Source organism: Aminobacter sp. HY435 (assembly GCF_027568395.1).
Lineage (GTDB): Bacteria > Pseudomonadota > Alphaproteobacteria > Rhizobiales > Rhizobiaceae > Aminobacter.
The window spans coordinates 105,644-128,532 of the sequence record NZ_JANKZL010000008.1 but is presented as its reverse complement, the minus strand read 5'-3'; the positions used below and the strand labels follow the sequence as shown (position 1 = coordinate 128,532).

Below are 22,889 nucleotides of genomic sequence, written 5' to 3'. Positions count from 1 at the left end.
CTTGGTTATTCGCCGAGGGCGTCGTCGAGGAAAGCCTGGAGCTGAGCCAGGTGCTTGGACATCAGGCCCGTCGCCGGGGAGGCGGCGGCCGGACGGCCGGTGTAGCGCACGCGCTGATGCTTGGCGTCGATGTGGGCGAGCACCCATTCCAGATACGGGTCGATGAACGACCACGCACCCATGTTCTTTGGCTCTTCCTGGCACCAGACCATCTCCGCGTTGCGGAAGCGGCTGAGTTCGGTGATCAGCGCCTTGGCCGGGAACGGATAGAGCTGCTCGACGCGCAGCAGGTAGATGTCGTCGATACCCCGCTTCTCGCGCTCCTCGTAGAGGTCGTAATAGACCTTGCCGGTGCACAGCACGACGCGGCGGATCTTCGAATCCTTGACCAGCTTGATCGGCTCGTTGCCGAGATATTGGGCGTCGTCCCACAGCAGGCGGTGGAACGAGCTTTCGCCCGACATCTCCGACAGCGAAGACACGGCGCGCTTGTGGCGCAGCAGCGACTTCGGCGTCATCAGGATCAGCGGCTTGCGGAAGTCGCGCTTCAGCTGCCGGCGCAGGATGTGGAAGTAGTTGGCCGGCGTGGTGACGTTGGCCACCTGCATGTTGTCTTCGGCGCAGAGCTGGAGGAAGCGCTCGAGGCGTGCCGAGGAGTGCTCGGGGCCCTGGCCTTCATAGCCATGCGGCAACAGGCAGACGAGGCCCGACATGCGCAGCCACTTGCGTTCGCCAGACGAGATGAACTGGTCGAACACCACCTGCGCGCCGTTGGCGAAGTCGCCGAACTGCGCTTCCCACAGCGTCAGCGCCTTGGGCTCGGCGAGGCTGTAGCCGTATTCGAAGCCGAGCACGGCCTCTTCCGAGAGCATCGAGTTGATGACCTCGTAGCCGGCCTGCGCCGCCGACAGGTTGTTGAGCGGGATGTAGCGGTTCTCGTCGCGCTGGTCGTAGAGCACGGTGTGGCGCTGCGAGAACGTGCCGCGCTCGGAATCCTGGCCCGACAGGCGGATCGGATTGCCGTCGAGCAGGATCGAGCCGAATGCCAGCGATTCCGCCGTTGCCCAGTCGATGCCTTCGCCGGATTCGATCGCCTGGCGGCGGTTTTCAAGGAAGCGGCCGATGGTGCGGTGGACCTCGAAATCCTTAGGCACTTCGGTCAGCTTCTTGCCGACTTCCTTCAGCGTCTTGACCGGCACGGCAGTCTTGCCACGGCGCAGCTCGTCCTGGTTGTCGGCGGCGCGCAGGCCGGACCATGCGCCGTCGAGCCAGTCGGCCTTGTTCGGCTTGTAGGCCTGGCCTGCCTCGAACTCGGTCTCGAGGTTGGCGCGCCAGTCGGCGCGCATCTGGTCGACGTCGGCCTGGTTCACCAGGCCTTCGCCGATCAGCTTGTCCGCGTAGACCTGCACCACCGTCTTATGGGTGCGGATGTTGCGGTACATGATCGGCTGGGTGAAGCCCGGCTCGTCGCCTTCGTTGTGGCCGAAGCGGCGGTAGCAGAACATGTCCACGACGACAGGCTTGTGGAACTTCATGCGGAATTCGGTCGCCACCTTGGCGGCGAACACCACGGCTTCCGGATCGTCGCCATTGACGTGGAAGATCGGCGCCTCGATCATCTTGGCGACATCGGACGGATAGGGCGACGAGCGCGAGAAGCGCGGGTTGGTCGTGAAGCCGATCTGGTTGTTGATGATCACGTGCAGCGTGCCGGCGACGCGATGGCCGCGCAGGCCCGACAGGCCGAGGATTTCGGCGATCACGCCCTGGCCGGCGAATGCCGCGTCGCCGTGCAGCAGCAGCGGCATCACCTTGGCGCGCTCTTCCTGCGGCACGATCTCGCCGCGGGCGCGGCCGAACAGCTGGTCCTGCTTGGCGCGGGCCTTGCCCATCACCACCGGATCGACGATCTCGAGGTGCGAGGGGTTGGCGGTCAGCGACAGGTGCACCTTGTTGCCGTCGAACTCGCGGTCCGACGACGCGCCGAGGTGGTACTTCACGTCGCCCGAGCCTTCGACGTCGTCAGGGGCGTAGGAACCGCCCTTGAACTCGTGGAAGATGGCGCGGTGCGGCTTGGCCATCACCTGGCTGAGCACGTTGAGGCGGCCGCGGTGGGCCATGCCGAGCACGACCTCCTGCAGGCCAAGCGCGCCGCCGCGCTTGATGATCTGCTCCAGCGCCGGGATCAGCGCTTCGCCGCCGTCGAGGCCGAAGCGCTTGGTGCCCTTGTACTTGACGTCGATGAACTGCTCGAAGCCTTCGGCCTCGACCAGCTTGGACAGGATCGCCTTCTTGCCCTCGGCAGTGAAGCTGATTTCCTTGTCCGGACCCTCGATGCGGGCCTGGATCCACGCCTTTTCCTCGGGATCCGAGATGTGCATGAACTCGACGCCGAGCGTCGAGCAATAGGTGCGCTTGAGGATCTCGAGCATCGCGCGGATGGTCGCGTATTCGAGACCGAGCACGTGGTCGATGAAGATCGGGCGGTCATAGTCGGCCTCGGTGAAGCCGTAGGCCTCGGGCGACAACTCGTTGTAGTCCTCGAGCGGCTTGGCGATGCCGAGCGGGTCGAGATTGGCGTGCAAGTGCCCGCGCATGCGGTAGGCGCGGATCATCATGATGGCGCGAACCGAGTCGCGGGTCGCTTGCAGGACATCGACCGGCGAGGGCTTCACGCCTTCGGCCGCGGCCTTGTCCTTGACCTTCTTTTCGATGAGCTTCTCGACCATGCCCCAGTTGCCGTCGAGTGCGGAAACCAGCTCGCCATTGGCCTGCAGCGGCCAGCTCGGCGTCGACCAGGACGCGCCCTTGGCGTTCTTGCGGATGTCGCCCGCGTCGTCCTTCAGCGCGCCGAAGAAGTCCTGCCACTCGCGATCGACCGATTCAGGATCGTCGAGATAGGCGGCGTGCAGGGCCTCGATGTAGTCGGCGTTGCCGCCATAGAGGAACGAAGTGAGGGAAAATTGGTCGTTGGCCTGATCTGATCGTGCCATCTGATCTCGGAGCTCTGCTCCGTCTCCTTGTTTTGGTCCTTCGCGCCGCCTCGCCCTGCCGCCGCGTCACCCCCTGGGGTTCAAGCGCCGACGCCCTCCCCCCGCGATATGCAGGGAGAGGGCATTTCAGGTGAGATGGCTGGCGGGCTTGCGCCGCGAAAGACTCCTTCTCAGTATGAGCCGTCAGGCCCTTTTCAGCCCTTGATCGCCTCGACCAGCGTGGTGCCGAGACGTGCCGGCGACGGCGACACGCGGATGCCCGCTGCCTCCATGGCCGCGATCTTGTCTTCCGCGCCGCCCTTGCCGCCGGAGATCACAGCACCCGCATGGCCCATGGTGCGGCCTTCCGGTGCGGTGCGTCCGGCGATGAAGCCGGCCATCGGCTTCTTGCGGCCGCGCTTGGCTTCGTCGATGAGGAACTGCGCTGCGTCCTCTTCGGCCGAGCCGCCGATCTCGCCGATCATGATGATCGACTTGGTCTCGTCGTCGGCCAGGAACATCTCGAGCATGTCGATGAATTCCGTGCCCTTGACCGGGTCGCCGCCGATGCCGACAGCCGTCGACTGGCCGAGGCCCGCATTGGTGGTCTGGAACACCGCTTCATAGGTAAGCGTTCCCGAGCGCGAGACAACGCCGACCGAACCCTTGCGGAAGATGTTGCCCGGCATGATGCCGATCTTGCACTGGTCGGGGGTGACGATGCCCGGGCAGTTCGGGCCGATCAGGCGCGAGGCCGAACGGTCGAGGCGCGCCTTGACCTTGATCATGTCGGTCACCGGGATGCCCTCGGTGATGCAGACGATCAGCGGGATCTCGGCTTCGATCGCCTCGATGATAGCCTCGGCTGCGCCTGCCGGCGGGACATAGACCACGGACGCATTGGCGCCGGTCTTTTCCTTGCCTTCGGCAACCGAAGCGAAGATCGGCAGGGTCTCGCCCTTGGCGCCGGTCCAGTTCTCGCCGCCCTTCTTGGGGTGGATGCCGCCGACCATCTTGGTGCCGTGATAGGCCAGCGCCTGTTCGGTGTGGAACGTGCCGGTCTTGCCGGTCAGGCCCTGCACCAGGATCTTGGTGTTCTTGTCGATGAGAATGGACATGGATTTAGTTACCCTTCACCGCAGCGACGATCTTCTTTGCAGCGTCGTCGAGGTCGTCGGCCGAGATGACGTTCAGCCCGCTCTCGTTGATGATCTTCTTGCCGAGTTCGACATTGGTGCCTTCGAGACGCACGACCAGCGGAACCTTCAGGCCCACTTCCTTGACCGCGGCGATCACGCCTTCGGCGATGACATCGCACTTCATGATGCCGCCGAAGATGTTGACCAGGATGCCTTCGACCGCCGGGTCGGCGGTGATGATCTTGAACGCCGCCGTCACCTTCTCCTTCGAAGCGCCGCCGCCGACGTCGAGGAAGTTGGCCGGCTCTGCGCCATACAGCTTGATGATGTCCATCGTGGCCATCGCCAGGCCGGCGCCGTTGACCATGCAGCCGATGTTGCCGTCGAGGGCGACATAGGCGAGGTCATACTTCGACGCTTCGATTTCCTTGGCGTCTTCTTCGGTGGTGTCACGCAGCTCGAGCACGTCGGGGTGACGGAACAGCGCGTTGTTGTCGAACGACACCTTGGCGTCAAGAACGCGCAGGCGGCCATTCTTCATGACGATCAGCGGGTTGACCTCGAGCAGGCTCATGTCCTTTTCGACAAACGCCTTGTAGAGGATCGGGAACAGCTTTTCGCCGTCCGAAGCGGCTTCGCCCGAAAGTTCGAGCGCTGCATTCAACGCCTTGAGGTCGGCAGCCGTCACGCCCGCTTCCGGGTCGATCGCAACGGTGATGATCTTTTCCGGCGTGTCATGCGCAACCGCCTCGATGTCCATGCCGCCTTCGGTCGAAACCACGAAGGCAATCCGGCCGACCGAACGGTCGACCAGGATCGACAGGTACAGCTCGCGGTCGATGTCGGCGCCGTCTTCGATGTAGAGGCGGTTGACCTGCTTGCCGGCCGGGCCGGTCTGCTTGGTCACCAGCGTGTTGCCGAGCATCTCCTTGGAGAAGGCGACGACCTCTTCAATCGACTTGGCGAGACGCACGCCGCCCTTGGCGTCAGCCGGCAGTTCCTTGAACTTGCCCTTGCCGCGGCCGCCGGCGTGGATCTGGCTCTTGACCACGTAGAGCGGGCCCGGCAGCGCCTTTGCGGCAGCTTCCGCTTCCTCGATCTTGAACACCGGAACGCCGTCAGCGACCGGCGCTCCGAAACCCTTGAGCAACTGCTTGCCCTGATACTCGTGAATGTTCATCTGAACCCCTTACTTCTTGGCCAGGTTCGGCGCGATCGCCACGCAGGCGTCGCAGAGGCCCTTCACGGCCTCGACCGACTTCTCGAACATCTTCTGTTCGGCCTTGTTGAAATCGATCTCGATGATGCGCTCGACGCCACCGGCGCCGATCACCACCGGAACGCCGACATACATGTCCTTGATGCCGTACTGGCCCGACAGGTGCGTCGCGCACGGCAGGACGCGCTTCTTGTCGCGCAGGTAGGCTTCAGCCATGGCAACCGCCGACGAGGCCGGTGCGTAGTAGGCCGAGCCGGTCTTGAGCAGGCCGACGATCTCGCCGCCGCCCTTGCGGGTGCGCTCGACGATGGCGTCAAGCTTCTCCTGGGTGGTCCAGCCCATCTTGATCAGGTCCGGCAGCGGAATGCCGGCAACCGTCGAATAACGCACCATCGGCACCATGTCGTCGCCGTGGCCGCCCAGCGTCATGGCGTTGACGTCCTCGACCGAAACCTTGAACTCGTCGGCCAGGAAGTAGCGGAAGCGCGCCGAGTCGAGCACGCCGGCCATGCCGACGACGTGGCTCTTGGGCAGGCCCGAGAACTTCTGCAGTGCCCAGACCATGGCGTCGAGCGGGTTGGTGATGCAGATGACGAAGGCGTTCGGGGCATACTTCTTGATGCCGGCGCCGACCTGCTCCATGACCTTCAGGTTGATGCCCAGGAGGTCGTCGCGGCTCATGCCCGGCTTACGCGGCACGCCGGCGGTGACGATGCAGACATCCGCACCCTCGATGCCGGCATAGTCGTTGACGCCGACATAGCGGGCGTCGAAGCCATCGACCGGCGACGACTCGGCAATATCAAGCCCTTTGCCCTGCGGAATGCCTTCGGCAATGTCGAACAGAACGACGTCGCCGAGTTCCTTGAGCCCGATCATGTGGGCGAGCGTACCGCCGATCATGCCGGAGCCGATAAGGGCTATCTTGTTACGTGCCATGAAGGAAATTCCCTTTGCCTTGAACGACGCCGCGGGCGGCGGGGTGGAGTAGGTTTGGGCCAGAGAGGCCGCGAGAATGCAGCCAGAAATAGCGGCTCGCAATAGCTCCGCGGCCAAAAAAATTCAACCGATTATTTCGAGCTCAACTATTTCAATCGGTTAGAAACATTGGGATTTACGTAAACGTCAAAATTTTATGACAAAAATACAAACGAAAGATGAAGGAAACGGCGATAGCGGCCATCCGGGTCCGCGGCCGCGACGATGCGGCATGGCTCGACGCCGCCGCACCTTATGCCCTCGACGGCCTGTTGATCCCATCGGGTCGAAAGCCTGCCTCGGCTCGTCAGTCCATCGTCTCTTCGTCGCCCTCGATGATGGCCGAGATGTGGCGCAGGCGATCGCAATGATCCACCCCGTGTCCGAGCGAGGCCAGCACGCTGCCTTGCCTTTCGGGAGGCGCGGCACGCGACCTCACCTTCTCCCAGGCAGGGCCGCGCCCCAAGACAAAAAAGCCGCCGGAGCTTTCGCCCCGGCGGCTGTTTCACATGAATCGCCCGTTTTGGATTTACGCGGCGAGGTCGCGCAGCACGTACTGCAGGATGCCGCCGTTCTTGAAGTAGTCGAGTTCGTCGAGCGTATCGATGCGGCAGAGGATCGGGACATCCTTCACCGAACCGTCGGCGAAAGTGACCTTGGCAACCATCTTCTGGCGCGGCTTGATCGTCTCGAGGCCGTCGATCGTCACCTGCTCGTCACCCTTGAGGCCGAGCGTCTTCCACGACGTGCCCTCTTCGAAGGTGAAGGGGATGACGCCCATGCCGACCAGGTTCGAGCGGTGGATACGCTCGAAGGACTGGGCGATGACCGCGCGGACGCCGAGCAGGTTGGTGCCCTTGGCAGCCCAGTCGCGCGACGAGCCGTTGCCGTACTCGACGCCGGCGAAGATCACCAGCGGCGTGCCTTCGCTGCGATACTGCATGGCAGCATCGTAGATCGGCATCTCTTCCTTCGACGGATAGTGGAAGGTGTAGCCACCCTCGCGGCCGTTCTCGCCCAGCATGTGGTTGCGGATGCGGATGTTGGCAAACGTGCCGCGCATCATCACTTCGTGGTTGCCACGACGCGTGCCGTACTGGTTGAAGTCGGCGACACCGACGCCGTTGTCGGTCAGGTACTTGCCGGCGGGCGAAGCCGCCTTGATCGAACCGGCTGGCGAGATGTGGTCGGTGGTGATCTTGTCGCCGAACAGGCCGAGCACGCGCGCGCCCTGGATCTTGCCGATCTGGCCCGGCTTGGAGCCCATGCCGACGAAGTAAGGCGGGTTCTGCACATAGGTCGAGTTGTCGTCCCAGGTGTAGGTCTGGCCCTCAGGCGCCTGCACGTTCTGCCAGTTCTCGTCGCCCTTGAAGACGTCGGCATATTTGCGGGCAAACAGCTCGCGGGTGACGTTTTCGGCGATGAACTGCTCGATCTCGACATTGGTCGGCCAGATATCCCTCAGGAACACCGGCTTGCCGTCGCGATCCTCGCCCAGCGGCTCGGTGGTCAAATCCTTGGTCACCGAACCGGCGAGCGCGTAGGCGACGACCAGCGGCGGCGAGGCCAGGTAGTTGGCCTGCACGTCGGGCGACACGCGGCCTTCGAAGTTGCGGTTGCCCGAAAGCACGGCCGCGCCGATCAGGCCCTTGTCGTTGATGGTCTTGGAGATCGGCGCCGGCAGCGGGCCGGAATTGCCGATGCAGGTCGTGCAGCCGAAGCCGACGAGGTTGAAGCCGATCTGGTCGAGCTCCTTCTGCAGGCCCGACTTCTCGAGATACTCGGCGACCACCTGCGACCCTGGCGCCAGCGAGGTCTTGACCCACGGCTTCTGCTTCAGGCCGATGCGGTTGGCGTTGCGGGCGAGCAGGCCAGCACCGATCAGCACGCTCGGGTTCGAGGTGTTGGTGCACGACGTGATCGCGGCGATCACCACGTCGCCATGGCCGAGATCGAAGTTTTCGCCTTCGACGGCGTAGCGCTTCGACTGGTCGACGGTCTTCTTGTACTCGGCTTCGAGCGCGGTCGCGAAGCCCGAGGCGATGCCTTCGAGCGGGATGCGGCCTTCGGGACGCTTCGGGCCGGCCATCGACGGAACGACGGTCGCCATGTCGAGCTCGAGCAGGTCGGTGAAGACGGGATCGGCCGACGACGCGTCGCGCCACATGCCCTGCGCCTTGGAGAACTCCTCAACGAGCGCGATGCGGTTTTCGGCGCGGCCAGACATGTTGAGGTAGCGGATCGTTTCGACATCGACCGGGAAGAAGCCGCAGGTCGCGCCATATTCGGGCGCCATGTTGCCGATGGTGGCGCGGTCGGCCAGCGTCATGTTGGACAGGCCCGGGCCGAAGAACTCGACAAACTTGCCGACGACGCCCTTCTTGCGCAGCATCTGGGTGACGGTCAGCACCAGGTCGGTGGCGGTAACGCCTTCCCTGAGCTTGCCGGTCAGGCGGAAGCCGATGACCTCGGGCAAAAGCATCGAGACCGGCTGGCCGAGCATCGCGGCTTCAGCCTCGATGCCGCCGACGCCCCAGCCCAGCACACCCAGGCCGTTGACCATGGTGGTGTGCGAGTCGGTGCCGACGCAGGTGTCGGGATAGGCCGTCGTCACGCCGTCCTCGGTGTTCGTCCAGACGGTCTGGGCCAGGTATTCGAGGTTGACCTGATGGCAGATGCCGGTGCCGGGCGGCACGACGCGGAAGTTGCGGAACGCCTGCTGGCCCCACTTCAGGAACTTGTAGCGCTCTTCGTTGCGCTCGTATTCGAGCTCGACGTTGCGGGCAAACGCCATCGGCGAGCCGAACTCGTCGACGATGACCGAGTGGTCGATGACCAGGTCGACAGGAACCAGCGGGTTGATCTTTTCGGGATCGCCGCCGAGGGTCTTGATGCCATCGCGCATGGCGGCAAGGTCGACGACGGCGGGAACGCCGGTGAAGTCCTGCATCAGCACGCGCGCCGGACGATAGGCGATTTCGACGCCGGCGGTGCCCTTGTCGACCAGCCAGCCGGCAACCGCCTGGATGGCTTCCTTGGTGACGGTGCGGCCGTCTTCATTGCGAAGCAGGTTTTCCAGCAGCACCTTCATCGAATAGGGCAGCTGGGAGATGCCGGTCAGGCCGTTCTTTTCCGCCTCGATGAGGCTGTAATAAACATAGTCCGTGCCGGCAGCCGTCAGTGTGCGGCGGCAGTTGAAACTATCGAGTGATTTGGACACGTGCGATCCATCCTTGTCTGTTCAGCCTACGCGGGAACGGACTCCGATGGGCATGCAATCACGCGCAAAGGTGCGGGTACGGCCATTTCCGCTGTCCGCTCCCAAGCAACCCGAGCCGTTCAAGGCGGCGCGTGCGCTGGTTCGGCGCAAATTCTGTTTCCATGCCGACCGCTGGCATGGTCGAGTGGCATATAGAGAATTTATTGGAATAGTTCTAGACGGAGATTCGCCTATTTTGTCGCGGCGAAAGTGCGGGTGCAGGGCTTCGATGACGGAGGTTGAATGCGGCTGATTGCCGAGAATCTGAGTGGGGAACGGGGCGGCGAGACGATATTCTCCGGCATTGGCTTTTCGCTCGAGGACGGTGCAGCCCTTGTCGTCACCGGCCCCAACGGCTCCGGCAAGTCGACGCTGCTGCGCATCGTCGCCGGCCTGTTGCCGTACGCGTCGGGACGAATCAGCGTCGAAGGCGCAAGCGAGGATTTCGCGACGGTTCCGGCCGCCTGCCACTATCTGGGCCACCAGAACGCGATGAAGTCGGCCCTGACCGTCTCGGAAAACCTCGCCTTCTGGCGCGACTTCTCCGGCAGCGAAAGGCTCGGCATCGGCGAGGCGCTCGAGGACGTCGGGCTTGGCGGCCTCGGTCACCTGCCCTTCGGCTACCTTTCGACCGGCCAGAAGCGCCGTGCCGCGATCGCCAAGCTGCTCATCAGCCACCGCCCGGTCTGGCTGCTCGACGAACCCACCGCCGGGCTCGACAAGGCCTCGGAGGCGCAGTTCGCCGGCCTCATGAAAGCGCATTGCGCCGCAGGCGGCATCATCGTCGCCGCAACGCACCTGCCGCTCGGACTGGACCGGACAAAGACGTTGGAGATGGGGCGGGTGGCTTGAAAGCAAAGATGAAGCACCCCCGCTCCGCCTCGCTGCGCGAGGCACCTCTCCCCCTGCCCGGGGAAGAGGAAAAATGCAAAGCCTCGTTGCCAAGCGCGTTTCCTCCCCCCCGTCGATCGGGGGAGAGGTGCCGAGCGCAGCGAGGCGGAGTGGGGGTCGACCTCTCCTTGAGAGTCCCCCCATGCTAGCCCTCTACCTCCGCGACCTCAGGATGGGCGTCCGCGCCGGCGGCGGAGCGCTGACCGGCGTGCTGTTCTTCCTCGCCGTGATCGTCACCATTCCCTTCGGCGTCGGCCCCGACCTCAACCTGCTCGCCCGCATCGGCCCGGCGATCCTGTGGATCGGCGCGCTGCTCGCCGGCCTGCTCGGCCTCGACCGGCTGTTCCAGGCCGATCGCGAGGACGGCTCGCTCGATCTTCTGGTCCTCAACGCCGACCGCCACATGCTGGCCCTGACGGTATTCGTCAAATGCCTTGCCCACTGGACCGCAAGCGTTCTGCCGCTGGTCGCCGCCGCCCCACTGCTCGGCCTGTTCATGAACATGGAACCTGTAGGCATCGGCGCCGCCGCATTGACCCTGCTCGTCGGCACGCCGGCCATCGTCTTCATCGGCGCCGCCGGCGCCGCGGTGACAGTCGCCCTGCCGCGCGGCGGCCTGCTGATCTCGGTGCTGGTGCTGCCGCTGGTGATCCCGGTGCTGATCTTCGGCGTCACAGCAAGCTATGGCGCGGTCAACGACCCGGACCCGTTCACGCCGCCCTTCCTGATCCTCTGCGCGCTGACCATGTTCTTGGCCGTCATCGGCCCGCTCGCCGCGGCGGTCGCGCTGCGCTCGGGAACCGACTGATCACGTTTCCTTCAACTGCAACGGTGCGGCGCGGCGTCCGATTGCACCTGAAGCCCACGAACGCTAAGTGAGCCGCATGGCCGAAAACGTCGACATGAGAGAAGTCATCGCGAGGAAGCGCGCAAGATGAGCGCCCATGCACTCTACGTTACCGCCGCCTATGGCCTTTCCGCCCTTGCTATTGCCGGCCTGATCCTGTGGATATTGGCCGACCAGCGCGCCCGCAAGCGCGAGATGGCGGAACTGGAAGCCGCCGGCCACCGCCGCCGTTCCGACAAGAACGGAGTTGCCAAATGAGCGAACTGCCGCCCCAGGCGCGGCCGCGCAAACTGTTCGTGCTGTTGCCGCTGCTGGTTTTCCTGGCCTTGGCGGCAGTGTTCCTGATGCAGTTGCTCTCGGGCCGCGACCTCTCGGTCATCCCGTCGGCGCTGATCGGCCACGACGCGCCACGGACCGAACTGCCGCCGCTCGAAGGCATGTCCCTGCCCGGCCTCAACTCGGCGGAGTTCGGAGGCAAGGTCACGCTGGTCAATGTCTGGGCGTCGTGGTGCGCGCCTTGCCGCGAGGAGCATCCGGTTCTGCTCGAACTGTCGAAGGATTCGCGTATCGTCGTCGCCGGCCTCAACTACAAGGACAAGCCGGAGAATGCGCGCCGCTTCCTCGGCGACCTCGGCAATCCCTACAAGGCCATCGGCGTCGACCAGCACGGCCGCACCACCATCGACTGGGGCGTCTATGGCGTTCCCGAGACTTTTCTTGTCGGCAAGGACGGCAAGATCGCCTTCAAGCATGTCGGGCCGCTATCGCCCGAGGCGGTGAAGGCCTCGCTCATGCCGGCAATCGAAAAGGCGCTGGCGGCATCGCAGTAGCGCATTGGCCGGCCCATCGCCGGCCGGACTGACAAGCTCAGCCGTAGACGTGCTTGTAGGCCTGGTACAGCATCTCGCCGCGGTCGGCGCGCATGTCGGCCAGGTCGCGGCCCGAGAAGCTGTCGATCTCGGCAACGAGGCGCTTGTACTGCTTGCGCTTGGCGGCGCTCTGGCGAGCGCGGGTCAGAAGGCTGTCGAACAACATCTTGCGTTCCTTTCGTCTGCCGCCCGATGCGGCTTGAACCGACCTCCCTGATCGATCCGAACATGACATAGGAACTACTGCGCTGCAAAATGATATGCTGCAATGCAGCAATGCACGAAGCGCATGGGTTGCGTTGCCGCCTACTTTGACGGCTGCTCGTCCAGCGAATGGCGCATGATCAACGGCATCTGGCTGAAAGTGAACAGCAAAGTGATCGGCATGATGCCCCACACCTTGAACGCCACCCAGGCGTCGGTCGAAAACGACCGCCAGACAACCTCGTTGACCACGGCAAGGAACAGGAAGAACAGGCCCCAGCGCAAGGTCAGCTTGCGCCAGCCTTCGGCATCGAGCCGGAAGGCGGAGTCGAAGACATAGCCAAGCAGCGACTTGCCAAAGGCGAGACCGCCAAGCAGCACGACGCCGAACAGCGTGTTGATGATCGTCGGCTTCATCTTGATGAAGATGTCGTTCTGCAGGTAGAGCGTCAGTGCCCCGAAGACGAAGACGACCACGCCCGACACCAGCGGCATGATGGGCAGCGTTCGGGTCAGCATCCACGATGCCGCGAGCGCTACCGCGGTTGCCGCCATGAACAGGCCGGTGGCGATGAAGATCGGTTCACCGAGCTCCGCCAGAACAGGAAACTGCGACGCCAGCCATGCACCCCGTGCATTGGCGAAAAAGAACACCACCAGCGGCCCGAGTTCCAGCACCAGCTTCAGCAGCGGATTGACCTCTTGCTTCTTGGTTTTGGGGTCCGTCGGGTCGCTTTCGAGGATCGGTGCGTTCATGGCTCAGGCGACTCCTGCGATGGCTTTGGCGAAATCGCTTGCCGAAAAAGGTTCGAGGTCGTCAACCTGTTCGCCGACGCCGATGAAATAGACCGGTAGCTTATGCTTGGCGGCGATTGCGACCAAAATACCGCCGCGCGCCGTGCCGTCGAGCTTGGTCATCACCAGGCCGTTCACACCGGCGATGTTGCGGAAGATCTCGACCTGGTTGAGCGCGTTCTGGCCGGTGGTGGCGTCGACCGTCTGCAGCACGGTGTGCGGCGCCTCGGGATCGAGCTTGCCGAGCACGCGCACGATCTTTTCGAGTTCCGCCATCAACTCCGCCTTGTTCTGCAGGCGGCCAGCCGTGTCGATGATCAGCACGTCGGACCCGGCTTCCTTGGCCTTTTCGAAGGCATCATAGGCGAGACCGGCGGCATCCGCGCCGAGCTTGGTGGCGATAACAGGCGACTTGGTGCGCTCGCCCCAGATCTTCAGCTGTTCGATCGCAGCAGCGCGGAAGGTGTCGCCCGCGGCAAGCATCACCGACAGCCCGCCTTCGGTCAGCTTGGCTGCGAGCTTGCCGATTGTCGTGGTCTTGCCGGTGCCGTTGACGCCGACGACCAGGATGACATGCGGCTTGTGCGACAGGTCGAGTTCCAGCGGCAGCGCCACCGGCTTCAGGACCTTCTCGACCTCGACCGCCATGATCGAGCGGACCTCGTGGTCCGAAACATCCTTGCCGTAGCGGCTGGCAGCCAGCGCGTCGGTGACGCGAAGCGCTGTCTCGACGCCGAGATCGGCGCGGATCAGCACGTCTTCGAGGTCCTGCAGCGTGTCTTCGTCGAGCTTTCGCTTGGTGAAGATGCCGGCGATGTTGCCCGACAGCTCCTTGGATGAGCGCGACAGGCCCTGGCGCAGGCGCTGGAACCAGCTCTGCCTCGGCGCGGGCGCGGCCACGTCCACGACCTCGGCCTCGGCCTTCTGCTCGACCTTCTTCTGGACGGTGACCTTGCCGGCGGAGGGCTTTTGAGCCGGGGCTTCGGCAAAGGGCGACGGCTGGGCGTCCTCTCCCCCCTTGAGGGGCAGATGGTCCGTAGGACCAGAGGGGGTTGCCTCGGCAGCGCTGGACGTCGCGTCCGACGATTGGGCGACCCCACCCGGCCGCTCCGCAGCCACCCTCCCCTCAAGGGGGAGGGCAATCGCGGGCTCTTCGACAACCGGCTCCGGTTCGGGAACGCGCATCGTCGGTTCGGATGCCGGGGGCACCGGCTGAGCGGGAATTTCCTCGGGGAGTTCAGGCGGGGCCGGCTCGGCAGGCGGCACCGGCACTTCCACAGGAAGTGGTTCGGGCTCGGCCGGGGTCGGTTCGGGGACCGGCTGCTCCTTGGGCTTCTCGGGTGCCGGCTCCGGCACTTCAGGCGCGGGCGTCGGCTCTTCCGGCGGCGCCGGCAGTGTTTCCGATGCGGTCTCTTCTCCCCCCTTGAGGGGGAGATGGTCCGAAGGACCAGAGGGGGTTGCCTCCAGCTCGGCGACGACCCCACCCCGATCGACTTCGTCGATCGACCCTCCCCTCAAGGGGGAGGGAGACTCGAGCGCAGGCTCCCGCTCAACCGCCTCTTCCGCCGGTTTCAGCGCTTCCAGCGCCTCGAAATTCAGCGGCGGCAGAACCTCGTTCTCGGCCGGCTGCTCTTCAGCCTCCTTCTTGCCGAAGGAGAAGACTTTCTTGATGAACCCGAATGCCATGCGGTCGCTTTCGTCAGGCCGCGCGCGCGGCGGCCGGTGCCGCTGTCAGCCGCTCGCCGTCATGTCCGGCGATCTCGACTTCCAGAATTTCGCCCGGCGCACCCCTGTCGAGCGCGACGAGCGTAAAGCCTTCCGTCCGGCCAAGCCCCTCGCGTTCGACCAGCACCTTCTGGCGCGAACCCTTGAGGCTTTCGAGGTGGCGCGTGTAGGCAGTGTCGCCGGCGGCGCGCAAGCGCGCGGCGCGCTGCTTGACGATGTCGCGCCGGACCTGCGGCATGCGTGCGGCGGGCGTGCCCTCGCGCGGGCTGAACGGGAAGACGTGGAGATGGGTCAGCCCGCATTCCTCGACAATGCGGATCGAATTCGTAAACATCTCGTCGGTCTCGGTCGGGAAGCCCGCGATGATGTCGGCACCGAACACGATGTCGGGGCGTAACTTGCGGACGTCCTGGCAGAACTGGATCGACTGGTCGCGCAAATGGCGGCGCTTCATGCGCTTCAGGATCATGTCGTCGCCCGATTGCAGCGACAGATGCAGATGCGGCATCAGCCTGTTTTCGGTGGCGACGGCCTCGAGCAGCTCCTCGTCGGCCTCGATCGAATCGATGGATGAAAGGCGCAGCCGCCTGACATCGGGGACCTGGCGCAGGATCGTCTTGACCAGCTTGCCGAGGCGCGGTGCGCCCGGCAGGTCGGCGCCGTAGCTGGTCATGTCGACGCCCGACAGCACCACCTCGGCATAGCCATTGCCGGCGAGCCGCTTGATCTGCTCGACAACAGCCCCCATCGGCACCGAGCGCGAATTGCCGCGTCCGTAGGGGATGATGCAGAAGGTGCAGCGATGGTCGCAGCCGTTCTGGACCTGCACGAAGGCGCGCGCCCGTCCCTCGATGGCGTCGACCATATGGCCTGCCGTCTCGCGCACCGAAAAGATGTCGTTGACGCGGGCCTTCTCGAAGTCGTTGACGCCGAAGTCGGGCAGCGCGCGATAGTTGTGCGCCTTGAGCTTCTCCTCGTTGCCGAGCACGAGATCGACCTCGGCCATGTCGGCAAAGGCGGCCGGATCGGTCTGGGCGGCACAGCCGGTGACGATGATGCGTGCATCCGGGTTTTCGCGCCGCGCCTTGCGGATCGACTGCTTGGCCTGGCGCACGGCTTCGCTGGTCACCGCGCAGGTGTTGAAGATCACCGCGCCGCCCTTGAGTTCCTCGAGCCCGGCGGCCTTGGCCTCGCGCTTCATCACCTCGGATTCGTAGGTGTTGAGACGGCAGCCGAAGGTAACGACATCGACCGCCATCAGGCGACATCCTGCTGGTCACGCACCCACGCGCCCGTGGCCGGATTGAAGCTGCCGGAGAATTCCCACTCGGCCGGCCCGGTCATGACCACGTGGTCGTCGGCACGCCAGTCGATGTCAAGCGTCCCGCCGCTCGGCACGGTGACCATGACCTTGCGGCCGGTGCGGCCGGTGCGCGCGGCGGAGACGGCTGCGGCGCAGGTTGCCGAGCCGCAGGCCAGCGTCAGGCCGGCGCCGCGCTCCCAGGTGCGCAGGTTGAGCGTCTCGCGCGATGTCACCTGGGCGATCGAGATGTTGGCGCGCTCGGGAAAGATCGGATGGTTTTCGAGCAGCGGCCCGAAACGGTCGAGCTCGTAGGACCAGACATCCTCGTCGACCCAGAAGATGGCGTGGGGATTGCCCATCGAGGCGACCGACGGCGAATGCAGCACCGGCGCGTCGATCGGGCCGATCTGCAGCTCGATGGCGCGCGTGTCGCGGAACTCCTCGGCCAGCGGAATGTCCTGCCAGCCGAAGCGCGGAATGCCCATGTCGACGGAGATCGAACCGTCCTCATGCTCCTCGGCATTGAGGATGCCGGCAACCGTCTCGAAGGTGAACACCTTCTGCCCGGTTTCTGCAGCCAGCGCCTGCACCACGCAGCGCGTGCCGTTGCCGCAGGCCTGGGCATGGGTGCCGTCGGAATTGATGATCTCGATATAGTTGGCGGTGCCCGGCGTACGCGCATCGTGGATCGCCATGATCTGGTCGAACTTGGTTGCCGGATCGGCCGCCAGCGCGATCGCCGCGGCGGGCGTGACGCGATCCGCGCGGCCGCGCATGTCGGCAACGATGATGTCGTTGCCGAGCCCGTTCATCTTGGCGAAAGGGGCCTCCGTGGCCATGGTCGATAGGTCTCGCGGCTGTTTGGGGCCTATATGGCGGAAACATCGCCGAATTACCAGTCTCGCGGCGACCTGCTCTGTTGAGACAATTTTGCAACAAGTTCATGTGCAAACCCTATTTTAACCATATCCGGTTGAAATTCTGCCAACTTCGCCGCTTTAGAGGCGTTGATGATCGCGCGGGGACGCCCCCCAGACCTGCCCGACGGAGGGAATGCAATGGCTTTTTCGAAAACCGGCCTGCTGGCCGCATCGCTGGTCGCACTGTTGGCGGCGGCGGGCTGTAGCAGCACACGCATGTCCTCGATGGACACCCAGCCGGCACCGCTGCCCGCGGCTCCGGCCGGCACGGTAACCAGCGGCCAGCTGCCGCCTCCTTCGGCGCCGGGCGCCTCGCAGTTTCCGGCCGCGCCCCAGCAGCAGACCCAGGTCGCGGCGCTGCCGGCCGACGGCGGCGCTGCCGCTGCCAACGCGCCCGACCTGACGGCAACCTCGGTTGCCGGCGTCTGGAGCGCCACGGTTTCGGGCCAGAGCTGCAAGGTGGCGACGCCGCAGACCAAGTTCGGCCAGGGCTTCCGCGCCGGCCCGCTGCGCTGCCCGGCCCCCATCGACGGCGTCAAGTCGTGGAATGTCGCCGGCAAGCAGCTGACCCTGTTCGACGAAAGCGGTTCGCCGCTGGCCAGGCTCTATTCGTCCGGCGCAGGCCGTTTCGACGGCCAGACCTCCAACGGCCTGCCGATCTCGCTCAACCGCTGATCCAGGCTCAAGATGTTGCAGCGCGCGCAGCTTCTGCCGCGCACGCTGCAAGACAGATTTTCGAACGTTGTCCAGAGTAGACCATGCACCTGCGTGACGGCCTGCAAACCCATGTGACCGTCCGGCAGCGCTACGACCATCTCGTCGAGCTCGATAGCGTGCGGCGCGACCCGGCCCAGCTCAAGATCGTTGCCGCGCTCGATCTGCTGATCGACGAGATTTCCGACAAGCGGCTGGCGCGCAAGTCGAGCGCGCTCGGCTGGCTTTTCGCCAGGCGCAAGCCCCAGCACGCCCCGGTCAAGGGGCTCTATGTCCATGGCGGCGTCGGCCGCGGCAAGACCATGCTGATGGACATGTTCTTCGAGCTTGTCCCGGTCAGGCACAAGCGCCGCGTCCACTTCAACGACTTCATGGCCGACGTGCACGACCGCATCCAGAAGCAGCGGGCGGCGCGCAAGAACGGCTCCTCGCGCGACGACGACCCCATTCCTCCCGTTGCGGCCCAGCTGGCCGAGGAGGCCTGGGTGCTCTGCTTCGATGAGTTCTCGGTCACCGACATCGCCGATGCGATGATCCTGTCCAGGCTGTTTTCCGCGCTTTTCGGGCTTGGCGTGGTGCTGGTCGCCACCTCGAACGTCGCGCCGCGCGACCTCTACCGCGACGGCCTCAACCGCCAGCTGTTCCTGCCCTTCATCGGCCTGCTCGAGCAAAACGCCAATGTGCTGAACCTCGACGCCGACACCGACTATCGGCTCGAAAAGCTCGACCGCGTGCCGGTCTATCTGACGCCGCTGGGCGAAGCCGCCGACAAGGCCATGGACAAGGCCTGGGCCAGGATCACCGATGGCGAGACGGCCGCGCCGGCAACCGTCGCCGTCAAGGGCCGCAAGGTCCAGGTCCCGGCCGCCACCGCTTCGGCGGCGCGCTTTGCCTTCGCCGATCTCTGCGACAGGCCGCTGGCGGCGCGCGACTACCTGGCGATCACGGCGCAGTACAAGACGATCCTCGTCGACCACGTCCCGGTCATGGATGACGCCAACCGCAACGAGGCCAAGCGTTTCATCCTGTTCATCGATACAGTCTACGACCAGCATGTGCGCCTGGTCCTGAGCGCGGCTGCCACGCCCGACAAGCTCTATGTCGGCAAGCGCGGGCACGAGGCTTTCGAGTTCGACCGCACGTCTTCGCGTCTGATCGAGATGCAGGGCGCCGAATGGCTGGAAGCCTGGACCGGGCGCCACCCCGAGGCCGGCGGCGCGAGCCCGGTGGTCGCAGCCTCCTGACCTGTTCAGGCGCCGGACGGCGCCTCGGCCGAATGGGCGTATCTGGCGGTTGCCGCCAGCAACACGCCGAGCATCAGCCCGTTGAGCACATGCCACATGAAATGGGTGCCGAGCGGCCAGCTGTCGCAGAGCACGGGATCGATGACGCGGAACGTCACCGAGCCGACGAAGATGCAGGCAGCGACGATGTTGTACCAGCCGGCAGGGTTGCCCTTGGCGATGACCACGCCGCCGAAGAAGATCAGCGCCAGGAACGGCGGCAGGTAGCCTGTCGTGCCATTCGACGCGGCGCGCAGCCAGTCGGGCACCAAATAGGTCAGAAACCCGACAACAATGTAGAAGCCGAAGAAGATCACAAGCGCCCGCGGCCAGGCCATGCCGGCGAAGCGGCGCAGGTTAAACAGCGTATAGGCAAGGGTGAAGCCGGCAATCGGCAGGATGTCGGCCCACTTCGTGGCTTCCGTGGCGAAAGTATGAAACAGCGCCGAGCCGACACCGATCGCCACCACCCACCAGCACAGCACTTCGGCGAAGGTTCCGGCATTGCGCCGCCGTGCCTCGCCAAGCCCCCAGAAGCCGGCAGCAAGGAACGCCAGGTTGCTGAGCGCATTGAGCGGTTCGGCCCAGAGCCCCAGGCCCAGGCGCTCGCAATACAGATCGACATTCTGACCTAGATTTTCGAGCATCCGACGTCTCCCGCTGGCTTCGACCTTTAACGATTCGCATGCCGGTTTCGACAGAAATATCGCCGATCCCGGGGTGACGTAGCGGAAATCGCCGGCAGGCAAAGTTTCACCGCAACGTGACTTCCCGTTGAATGGCGCATCTGCCACATATCTCGCCAACCATAAAAAAGGCCGGTCATGCCGGCACACAAGCTGGATTGGACATGGAGTTTCGCGGATATTTTCGGCTGGCGGCGCTGGGGCTGGTCCTTGCTGGTTTTGCCGGCGCGGTTCGGGCCGACACAGCGGAACGTCCCCTGGGGGTGATCGAGCTCTTTACCAGCCAGGGCTGCAACTCCTGCCCTCCTGCGGATGAACTGTTCGCCGAGTTCGCCGCCGACAAGAACATGGTCGCGCTGGCCTATCATGTCACCTACTGGGATTATCTCGGCTGGCAGGACAAGCTGGCGAGCAGCGACAACACCGACCGTCAATACGCCTATATGCGCGCCTTCGGCGGACGCTCCGTCTATACCCCGCAAGCCGTCATCAATGGCCGGACCCATGTCAACGGCGCCAAGCGCGAGGATGTGACGGGCGCGCTCGACAATCTCGCCAGGACCGGCCAGGGCATGAATGTCGACATCGGCGTTGTCCAGAACAACGACACCGTCACCATCAACGTCGGGGCGGCTGATGGGCCGGCCAGCGCCGCCCACGTCATGATCGTGCATTTCCAGCCGCCGCAGGTCGTCGATCTCGAGCAGGGCGAAAACAGCGGCCGCCAGATCACCTACTGGAATGCCGTGACCGACGCTCATGCCGCAGGCATGTGGCACGGCAAGGCACAACGCTACGAATTGCCGAAGAGCGAACTGGAAAAGAAGGGTGGCTGCGCCGTGCTGCTGCAGGCCGTCGGCAAGGATGGCCTGCCCGGCCCGATCCTCGGCGCGACCATAGTGCGCAGGCCGACCATCTGAAGCAAAAAGGCCGACGCCAGATTGCTTCTGACACCGGCCTGTAATTTTGGGATCGTTGCGATGGCTCTGTTGAAGAGAGCCGAGGTTGGTTCGATCCGACGCTGACCCGTGGGCGGGGGGCTTGGGGTTTACGAGCCGGTGCCGGACCGAACCGTCTCAGGCAACAGGGGTAAATTCGTCGGACATTGGGGCGCTAGCGCGGATAAAAAACGGCAGCAATGTGGCGAGTCATCACCAATTCCAACAGATTGTCTCGCAATCGTTACCGCTGCGGTAACCTTGCAAAAAGCCTTTGCTGCTGCGGCGATTCTTAGCCGGGGTTGCATTTCGGGCCTGAAAGCGCGACCCTTCGGACGGATCAGAACCTGCGAAGGGAACGATTTATGACGGATCGCGCTGCTGGAGCGGAGGATGGCGAACCATCCCAGGTCATCCCGCTCCATCAAGTTCGCCGGGGGGAGCAGGGCCTGCCGGTGGCATTCGAGAGGCGGGAACTCGACCTGATCCTCAGGCTCTACAGCCGAATGGTGGCCGCCAACGAGTGGCGCGACTATGCAATCGACCATTTGAGCGACCGGGCCGTCTTCTCCGTCTTTCGCCGAACCAGCGAGACGCCGCTTTTCCAGATCGTCAAGGATCCCAGGCTCGCGCGCAAGCAAGGCGCCTTCAGCGTCATCGCCGCCGGCGGCCTCATCCTGAAACGCGGCCACGAACTCGCCCGGGTGCTCGGCGTCTTCGACAAGCGGCTGCAACTGGTCGAGGCCTGATCCCGCACCGCCGCTGCCCCAAGACAAAGCGGCGCCCGGCATGTTCCATGGCCATCCCCGCCCTGCGTGGGCGTTTCCGATCGAGGGCTGATTTCATGCGAGACATCGTCATTCGCGCCGCAACCGCGGACGACGTGCCGCTTCTGATGCGCGGCCTCAGGGGCATTGCCGAACATCTCGGCGAAACCGGCGAACTCGTCTGCACCGAGGCGGATCTGCGCGCGCATGGCTTCGGCCCCCAGCCGGCCTTCCAGGCGGCCGTCGCCGAGGCCGGCGGCGCTTTTGCCGGAATGTCCGTGTTCTTCCCGATCTTTTCGACCTGGTACGGCAAGCCCGGCATGTTCGTGCAGGATCTTTACGTGGAGCCGGCCTTCCGCAGCCAAGGCATCGGCGAACGCCTGCTGCGCCACGTGGCGCAGCTTGCTCACAAGCATGGCGGCGTCTATCTCAGGCTGTCCGTCGACGAGGACAATCGCCGCGCCCACGGCTTCTATCTGGATCTCGGCCTGGTCCATTCGCACGACCAGCGCTCATACATCGCCCAAGGCGATGCCTTCGCCGCACTTGCCGGCGAAGGCATGACTCAGCCGGTGGCGCGTGTCCGCCAGGCGCGGTAGAACAGCAGCAGCGCGTAGAACAGCATCAGGATCATCGCGATGCGGATCAGCGTCGCTGCGCTGGTCAGCGGCACGAACATCAGGGCAAGGCCGAACGCCGCGTAGACCGCGCCGCCAACCAGCGTCGGCCACAGCCGCGTCTGGCGTTCGCTGTCGAAAAAGCTCGAAGCCATCTCGATGAGGCCCACCAGCAGCGCCAGCACGCCGACCAGGCTGGTCAGGAACGACAGGGTAAAGACACTCACCAGGAATCCGGAACCGAGCACGATCAAGCCGGCGAGAATCGACAAGAGGTTGCGCGCCAGCACGAGCCAATGGTTGTTGTCACGCGGCCCGGCATAGTCGATCGTCGCCAGCCCCAGCACACCATCGACCAGCAAAAGGCCGCCGCCGACCAGCACCAGCAATTGCACCGCCTGCGTTGGATAGAAGAACGCAACCAGCGCCGCCGCCGCTATCAGCACGCCGCGCAAAGCCGTCAGCGTCGCCTCGAAACGTTTGCTCTTTCCCTCTGCCATGCCTGTCTCCGCCAGAGCTCCTGCGCATGTCCTCGAAGACCTGGATCAGCCCTCTCAGGCAACACGCCCCCTTCGCTATCCCGCAGCGTCCCTTGCGCGTCCGGCAGGACCACCGCGCTGCGAGCATGCACATTTGTCGAAGATAAGCGGGACAATGGCAACCGATTTCAACGGCCGTGTGACGGCAGCATCGGTGGCGGCGGGTTCCGGCTATCAACAGGCCGACGACCCCTTCGCCGACGCGCCCGGAATCTGACGCTACA

The 22,889-nt window shown here is 64.6% G+C and carries 22 protein-coding genes; 9 read left to right on the top strand and 13 right to left on the bottom strand.

Going from position 1 to position 22,889, the window contains the following annotated elements:
* Positions 1-5 precede the first annotated feature (5 nt).
* The 6 genes from PCJ21_RS13345 to acnA form a co-directional block, all read right to left on the bottom strand.
* The gene (locus PCJ21_RS13345) at positions 6-2,993 is read right to left on the bottom strand and encodes a 2-oxoglutarate dehydrogenase E1 component (protein ID WP_269931903.1); all 2,988 of its coding nucleotides are present in this window, start codon (positions 2,991-2,993) and stop codon (positions 6-8) included.
* A 194-nt stretch (positions 2,994-3,187) separates the two neighbouring features.
* Positions 3,188-4,090 carry a succinate--CoA ligase subunit alpha gene (sucD, locus tag PCJ21_RS13340; RefSeq protein ID WP_269931902.1) on the bottom strand — a complete coding sequence of 301 codons (903 nt, stop codon included), beginning with the start codon at positions 4,088-4,090 and terminating at the stop codon, positions 3,188-3,190.
* Between the two features lie 4 nt (positions 4,091-4,094).
* Positions 4,095-5,291, bottom strand: a complete 1,197-nt coding sequence (gene sucC, locus PCJ21_RS13335; RefSeq protein WP_269931901.1) for an ADP-forming succinate--CoA ligase subunit beta — start codon at positions 5,289-5,291, stop codon at positions 4,095-4,097.
* Between the two features lie 9 nt (positions 5,292-5,300).
* The gene (gene mdh, locus PCJ21_RS13330; RefSeq protein WP_269931900.1) at positions 5,301-6,269 is read right to left on the bottom strand and encodes a malate dehydrogenase; all 969 of its coding nucleotides are present in this window, start codon (positions 6,267-6,269) and stop codon (positions 5,301-5,303) included.
* 346 nt (positions 6,270-6,615) lie between these two features.
* Complete coding sequence (locus PCJ21_RS13325) at positions 6,616-6,747, bottom strand: hypothetical protein (protein WP_269931899.1); 132 nt, start codon at positions 6,745-6,747, stop codon at positions 6,616-6,618.
* 90 nt (positions 6,748-6,837) lie between these two features.
* Positions 6,838-9,528: an aconitate hydratase AcnA gene (gene acnA, locus PCJ21_RS13320; RefSeq protein WP_269931898.1), complete on the bottom strand. Its 2,691-nt coding sequence runs from the start codon at positions 9,526-9,528 to the stop codon at positions 6,838-6,840.
* 282 nt (positions 9,529-9,810) lie between these two features.
* On the opposite strand from acnA, the gene ccmA reads away from it, so the two are divergent.
* From ccmA to PCJ21_RS13300, 4 genes are all read left to right on the top strand, one after another.
* The gene (gene ccmA, locus PCJ21_RS13315; protein ID WP_269931897.1) at positions 9,811-10,419 is read left to right on the top strand and encodes a heme ABC exporter ATP-binding protein CcmA; all 609 of its coding nucleotides are present in this window, start codon (positions 9,811-9,813) and stop codon (positions 10,417-10,419) included.
* Between the two features lie 181 nt (positions 10,420-10,600).
* The gene (gene ccmB, locus PCJ21_RS13310) at positions 10,601-11,266 is read left to right on the top strand and encodes a heme exporter protein CcmB (protein ID WP_269931896.1); all 666 of its coding nucleotides are present in this window, start codon (positions 10,601-10,603) and stop codon (positions 11,264-11,266) included.
* Positions 11,267-11,392: 126 nt separating this feature from the next.
* Positions 11,393-11,563, top strand: coding sequence for a heme exporter protein CcmD (gene ccmD / locus PCJ21_RS13305; RefSeq protein ID WP_269931895.1), 171 nt, complete (start codon positions 11,393-11,395; stop codon positions 11,561-11,563).
* The gene (locus PCJ21_RS13300) at positions 11,560-12,135 is read left to right on the top strand and encodes a DsbE family thiol:disulfide interchange protein (RefSeq protein ID WP_269931894.1); all 576 of its coding nucleotides are present in this window, start codon (positions 11,560-11,562) and stop codon (positions 12,133-12,135) included. The genes ccmD and PCJ21_RS13300 overlap by 4 nt, the downstream gene beginning before the upstream one ends.
* Before the next feature lie 37 nt (positions 12,136-12,172).
* Here the strand turns inward: PCJ21_RS13300 and PCJ21_RS13295 are convergent, their stop codons facing one another.
* From PCJ21_RS13295 to dapF, 5 genes are all read right to left on the bottom strand, one after another.
* Positions 12,173-12,340, bottom strand: a complete 168-nt coding sequence (locus PCJ21_RS13295) for a hypothetical protein (protein ID WP_269931893.1) — start codon at positions 12,338-12,340, stop codon at positions 12,173-12,175.
* Positions 12,341-12,480: 140 nt separating this feature from the next.
* On the bottom strand, positions 12,481-13,134 hold the full coding sequence (locus PCJ21_RS13290) for a septation protein A (RefSeq protein ID WP_269931892.1): 654 nt from the start codon (positions 13,132-13,134) through the stop codon (positions 12,481-12,483).
* Positions 13,135-13,137: 3 nt separating this feature from the next.
* Entirely contained in the window at positions 13,138-14,859 is a 1,722-nt protein-coding gene (ftsY, locus tag PCJ21_RS13285; protein ID WP_269931891.1) for a signal recognition particle-docking protein FtsY, read from the bottom strand.
* 13 nt (positions 14,860-14,872) lie between these two features.
* Complete coding sequence (gene mtaB, locus PCJ21_RS13280) at positions 14,873-16,156, bottom strand: tRNA (N(6)-L-threonylcarbamoyladenosine(37)-C(2))-methylthiotransferase MtaB (protein ID WP_269931890.1); 1,284 nt, start codon at positions 16,154-16,156, stop codon at positions 14,873-14,875.
* Positions 16,156-17,040: a diaminopimelate epimerase gene (dapF, locus tag PCJ21_RS13275; RefSeq protein ID WP_269931889.1), complete on the bottom strand. Its 885-nt coding sequence runs from the start codon at positions 17,038-17,040 to the stop codon at positions 16,156-16,158. The genes mtaB and dapF overlap by 1 nt, the downstream gene beginning before the upstream one ends.
* A 219-nt stretch (positions 17,041-17,259) precedes the next feature.
* On the opposite strand from dapF, the gene PCJ21_RS13270 reads away from it, so the two are divergent.
* Positions 17,260-17,796, top strand: a complete 537-nt coding sequence (locus PCJ21_RS13270) for a protease inhibitor Inh/omp19 family protein (protein WP_269931888.1) — start codon at positions 17,260-17,262, stop codon at positions 17,794-17,796.
* Between the two features lie 83 nt (positions 17,797-17,879).
* Positions 17,880-19,079, top strand: a complete 1,200-nt coding sequence (gene zapE / locus PCJ21_RS13265) for a cell division protein ZapE (RefSeq protein WP_269931887.1) — start codon at positions 17,880-17,882, stop codon at positions 19,077-19,079.
* A gap of 5 nt (positions 19,080-19,084) precedes the next feature.
* On the opposite strand, the gene PCJ21_RS13260 is transcribed toward zapE, so the two are convergent.
* Positions 19,085-19,765, bottom strand: coding sequence for a ceramidase domain-containing protein (locus PCJ21_RS13260; protein WP_269931886.1), 681 nt, complete (start codon positions 19,763-19,765; stop codon positions 19,085-19,087).
* Positions 19,766-19,968: 203 nt separating this feature from the next.
* On the opposite strand from PCJ21_RS13260, the gene PCJ21_RS13255 reads away from it, so the two are divergent.
* The 3 genes from PCJ21_RS13255 (at position 19,969) to PCJ21_RS13245 (ending at position 22,108) form a co-directional block, all read left to right on the top strand.
* Positions 19,969-20,724: a DUF1223 domain-containing protein gene (locus PCJ21_RS13255; RefSeq protein WP_269931885.1), complete on the top strand. Its 756-nt coding sequence runs from the start codon at positions 19,969-19,971 to the stop codon at positions 20,722-20,724.
* 383 nt (positions 20,725-21,107) lie between these two features.
* On the top strand, positions 21,108-21,491 hold the full coding sequence (locus tag PCJ21_RS13250) for a DUF2794 domain-containing protein (RefSeq protein ID WP_269931884.1): 384 nt from the start codon (positions 21,108-21,110) through the stop codon (positions 21,489-21,491).
* A 95-nt stretch (positions 21,492-21,586) separates the two neighbouring features.
* Entirely contained in the window at positions 21,587-22,108 is a 522-nt protein-coding gene (locus PCJ21_RS13245; protein WP_269931883.1) for a GNAT family N-acetyltransferase, read from the top strand.
* Here the strand turns inward: PCJ21_RS13245 and PCJ21_RS13240 are convergent.
* Positions 22,075-22,626, bottom strand: coding sequence for a DUF308 domain-containing protein (locus tag PCJ21_RS13240; protein ID WP_269931882.1), 552 nt, complete (start codon positions 22,624-22,626; stop codon positions 22,075-22,077). The two genes, PCJ21_RS13245 and PCJ21_RS13240, sit on opposite strands and share 34 nt — an antisense overlap.
* Positions 22,627-22,889 lie beyond the last annotated feature (263 nt).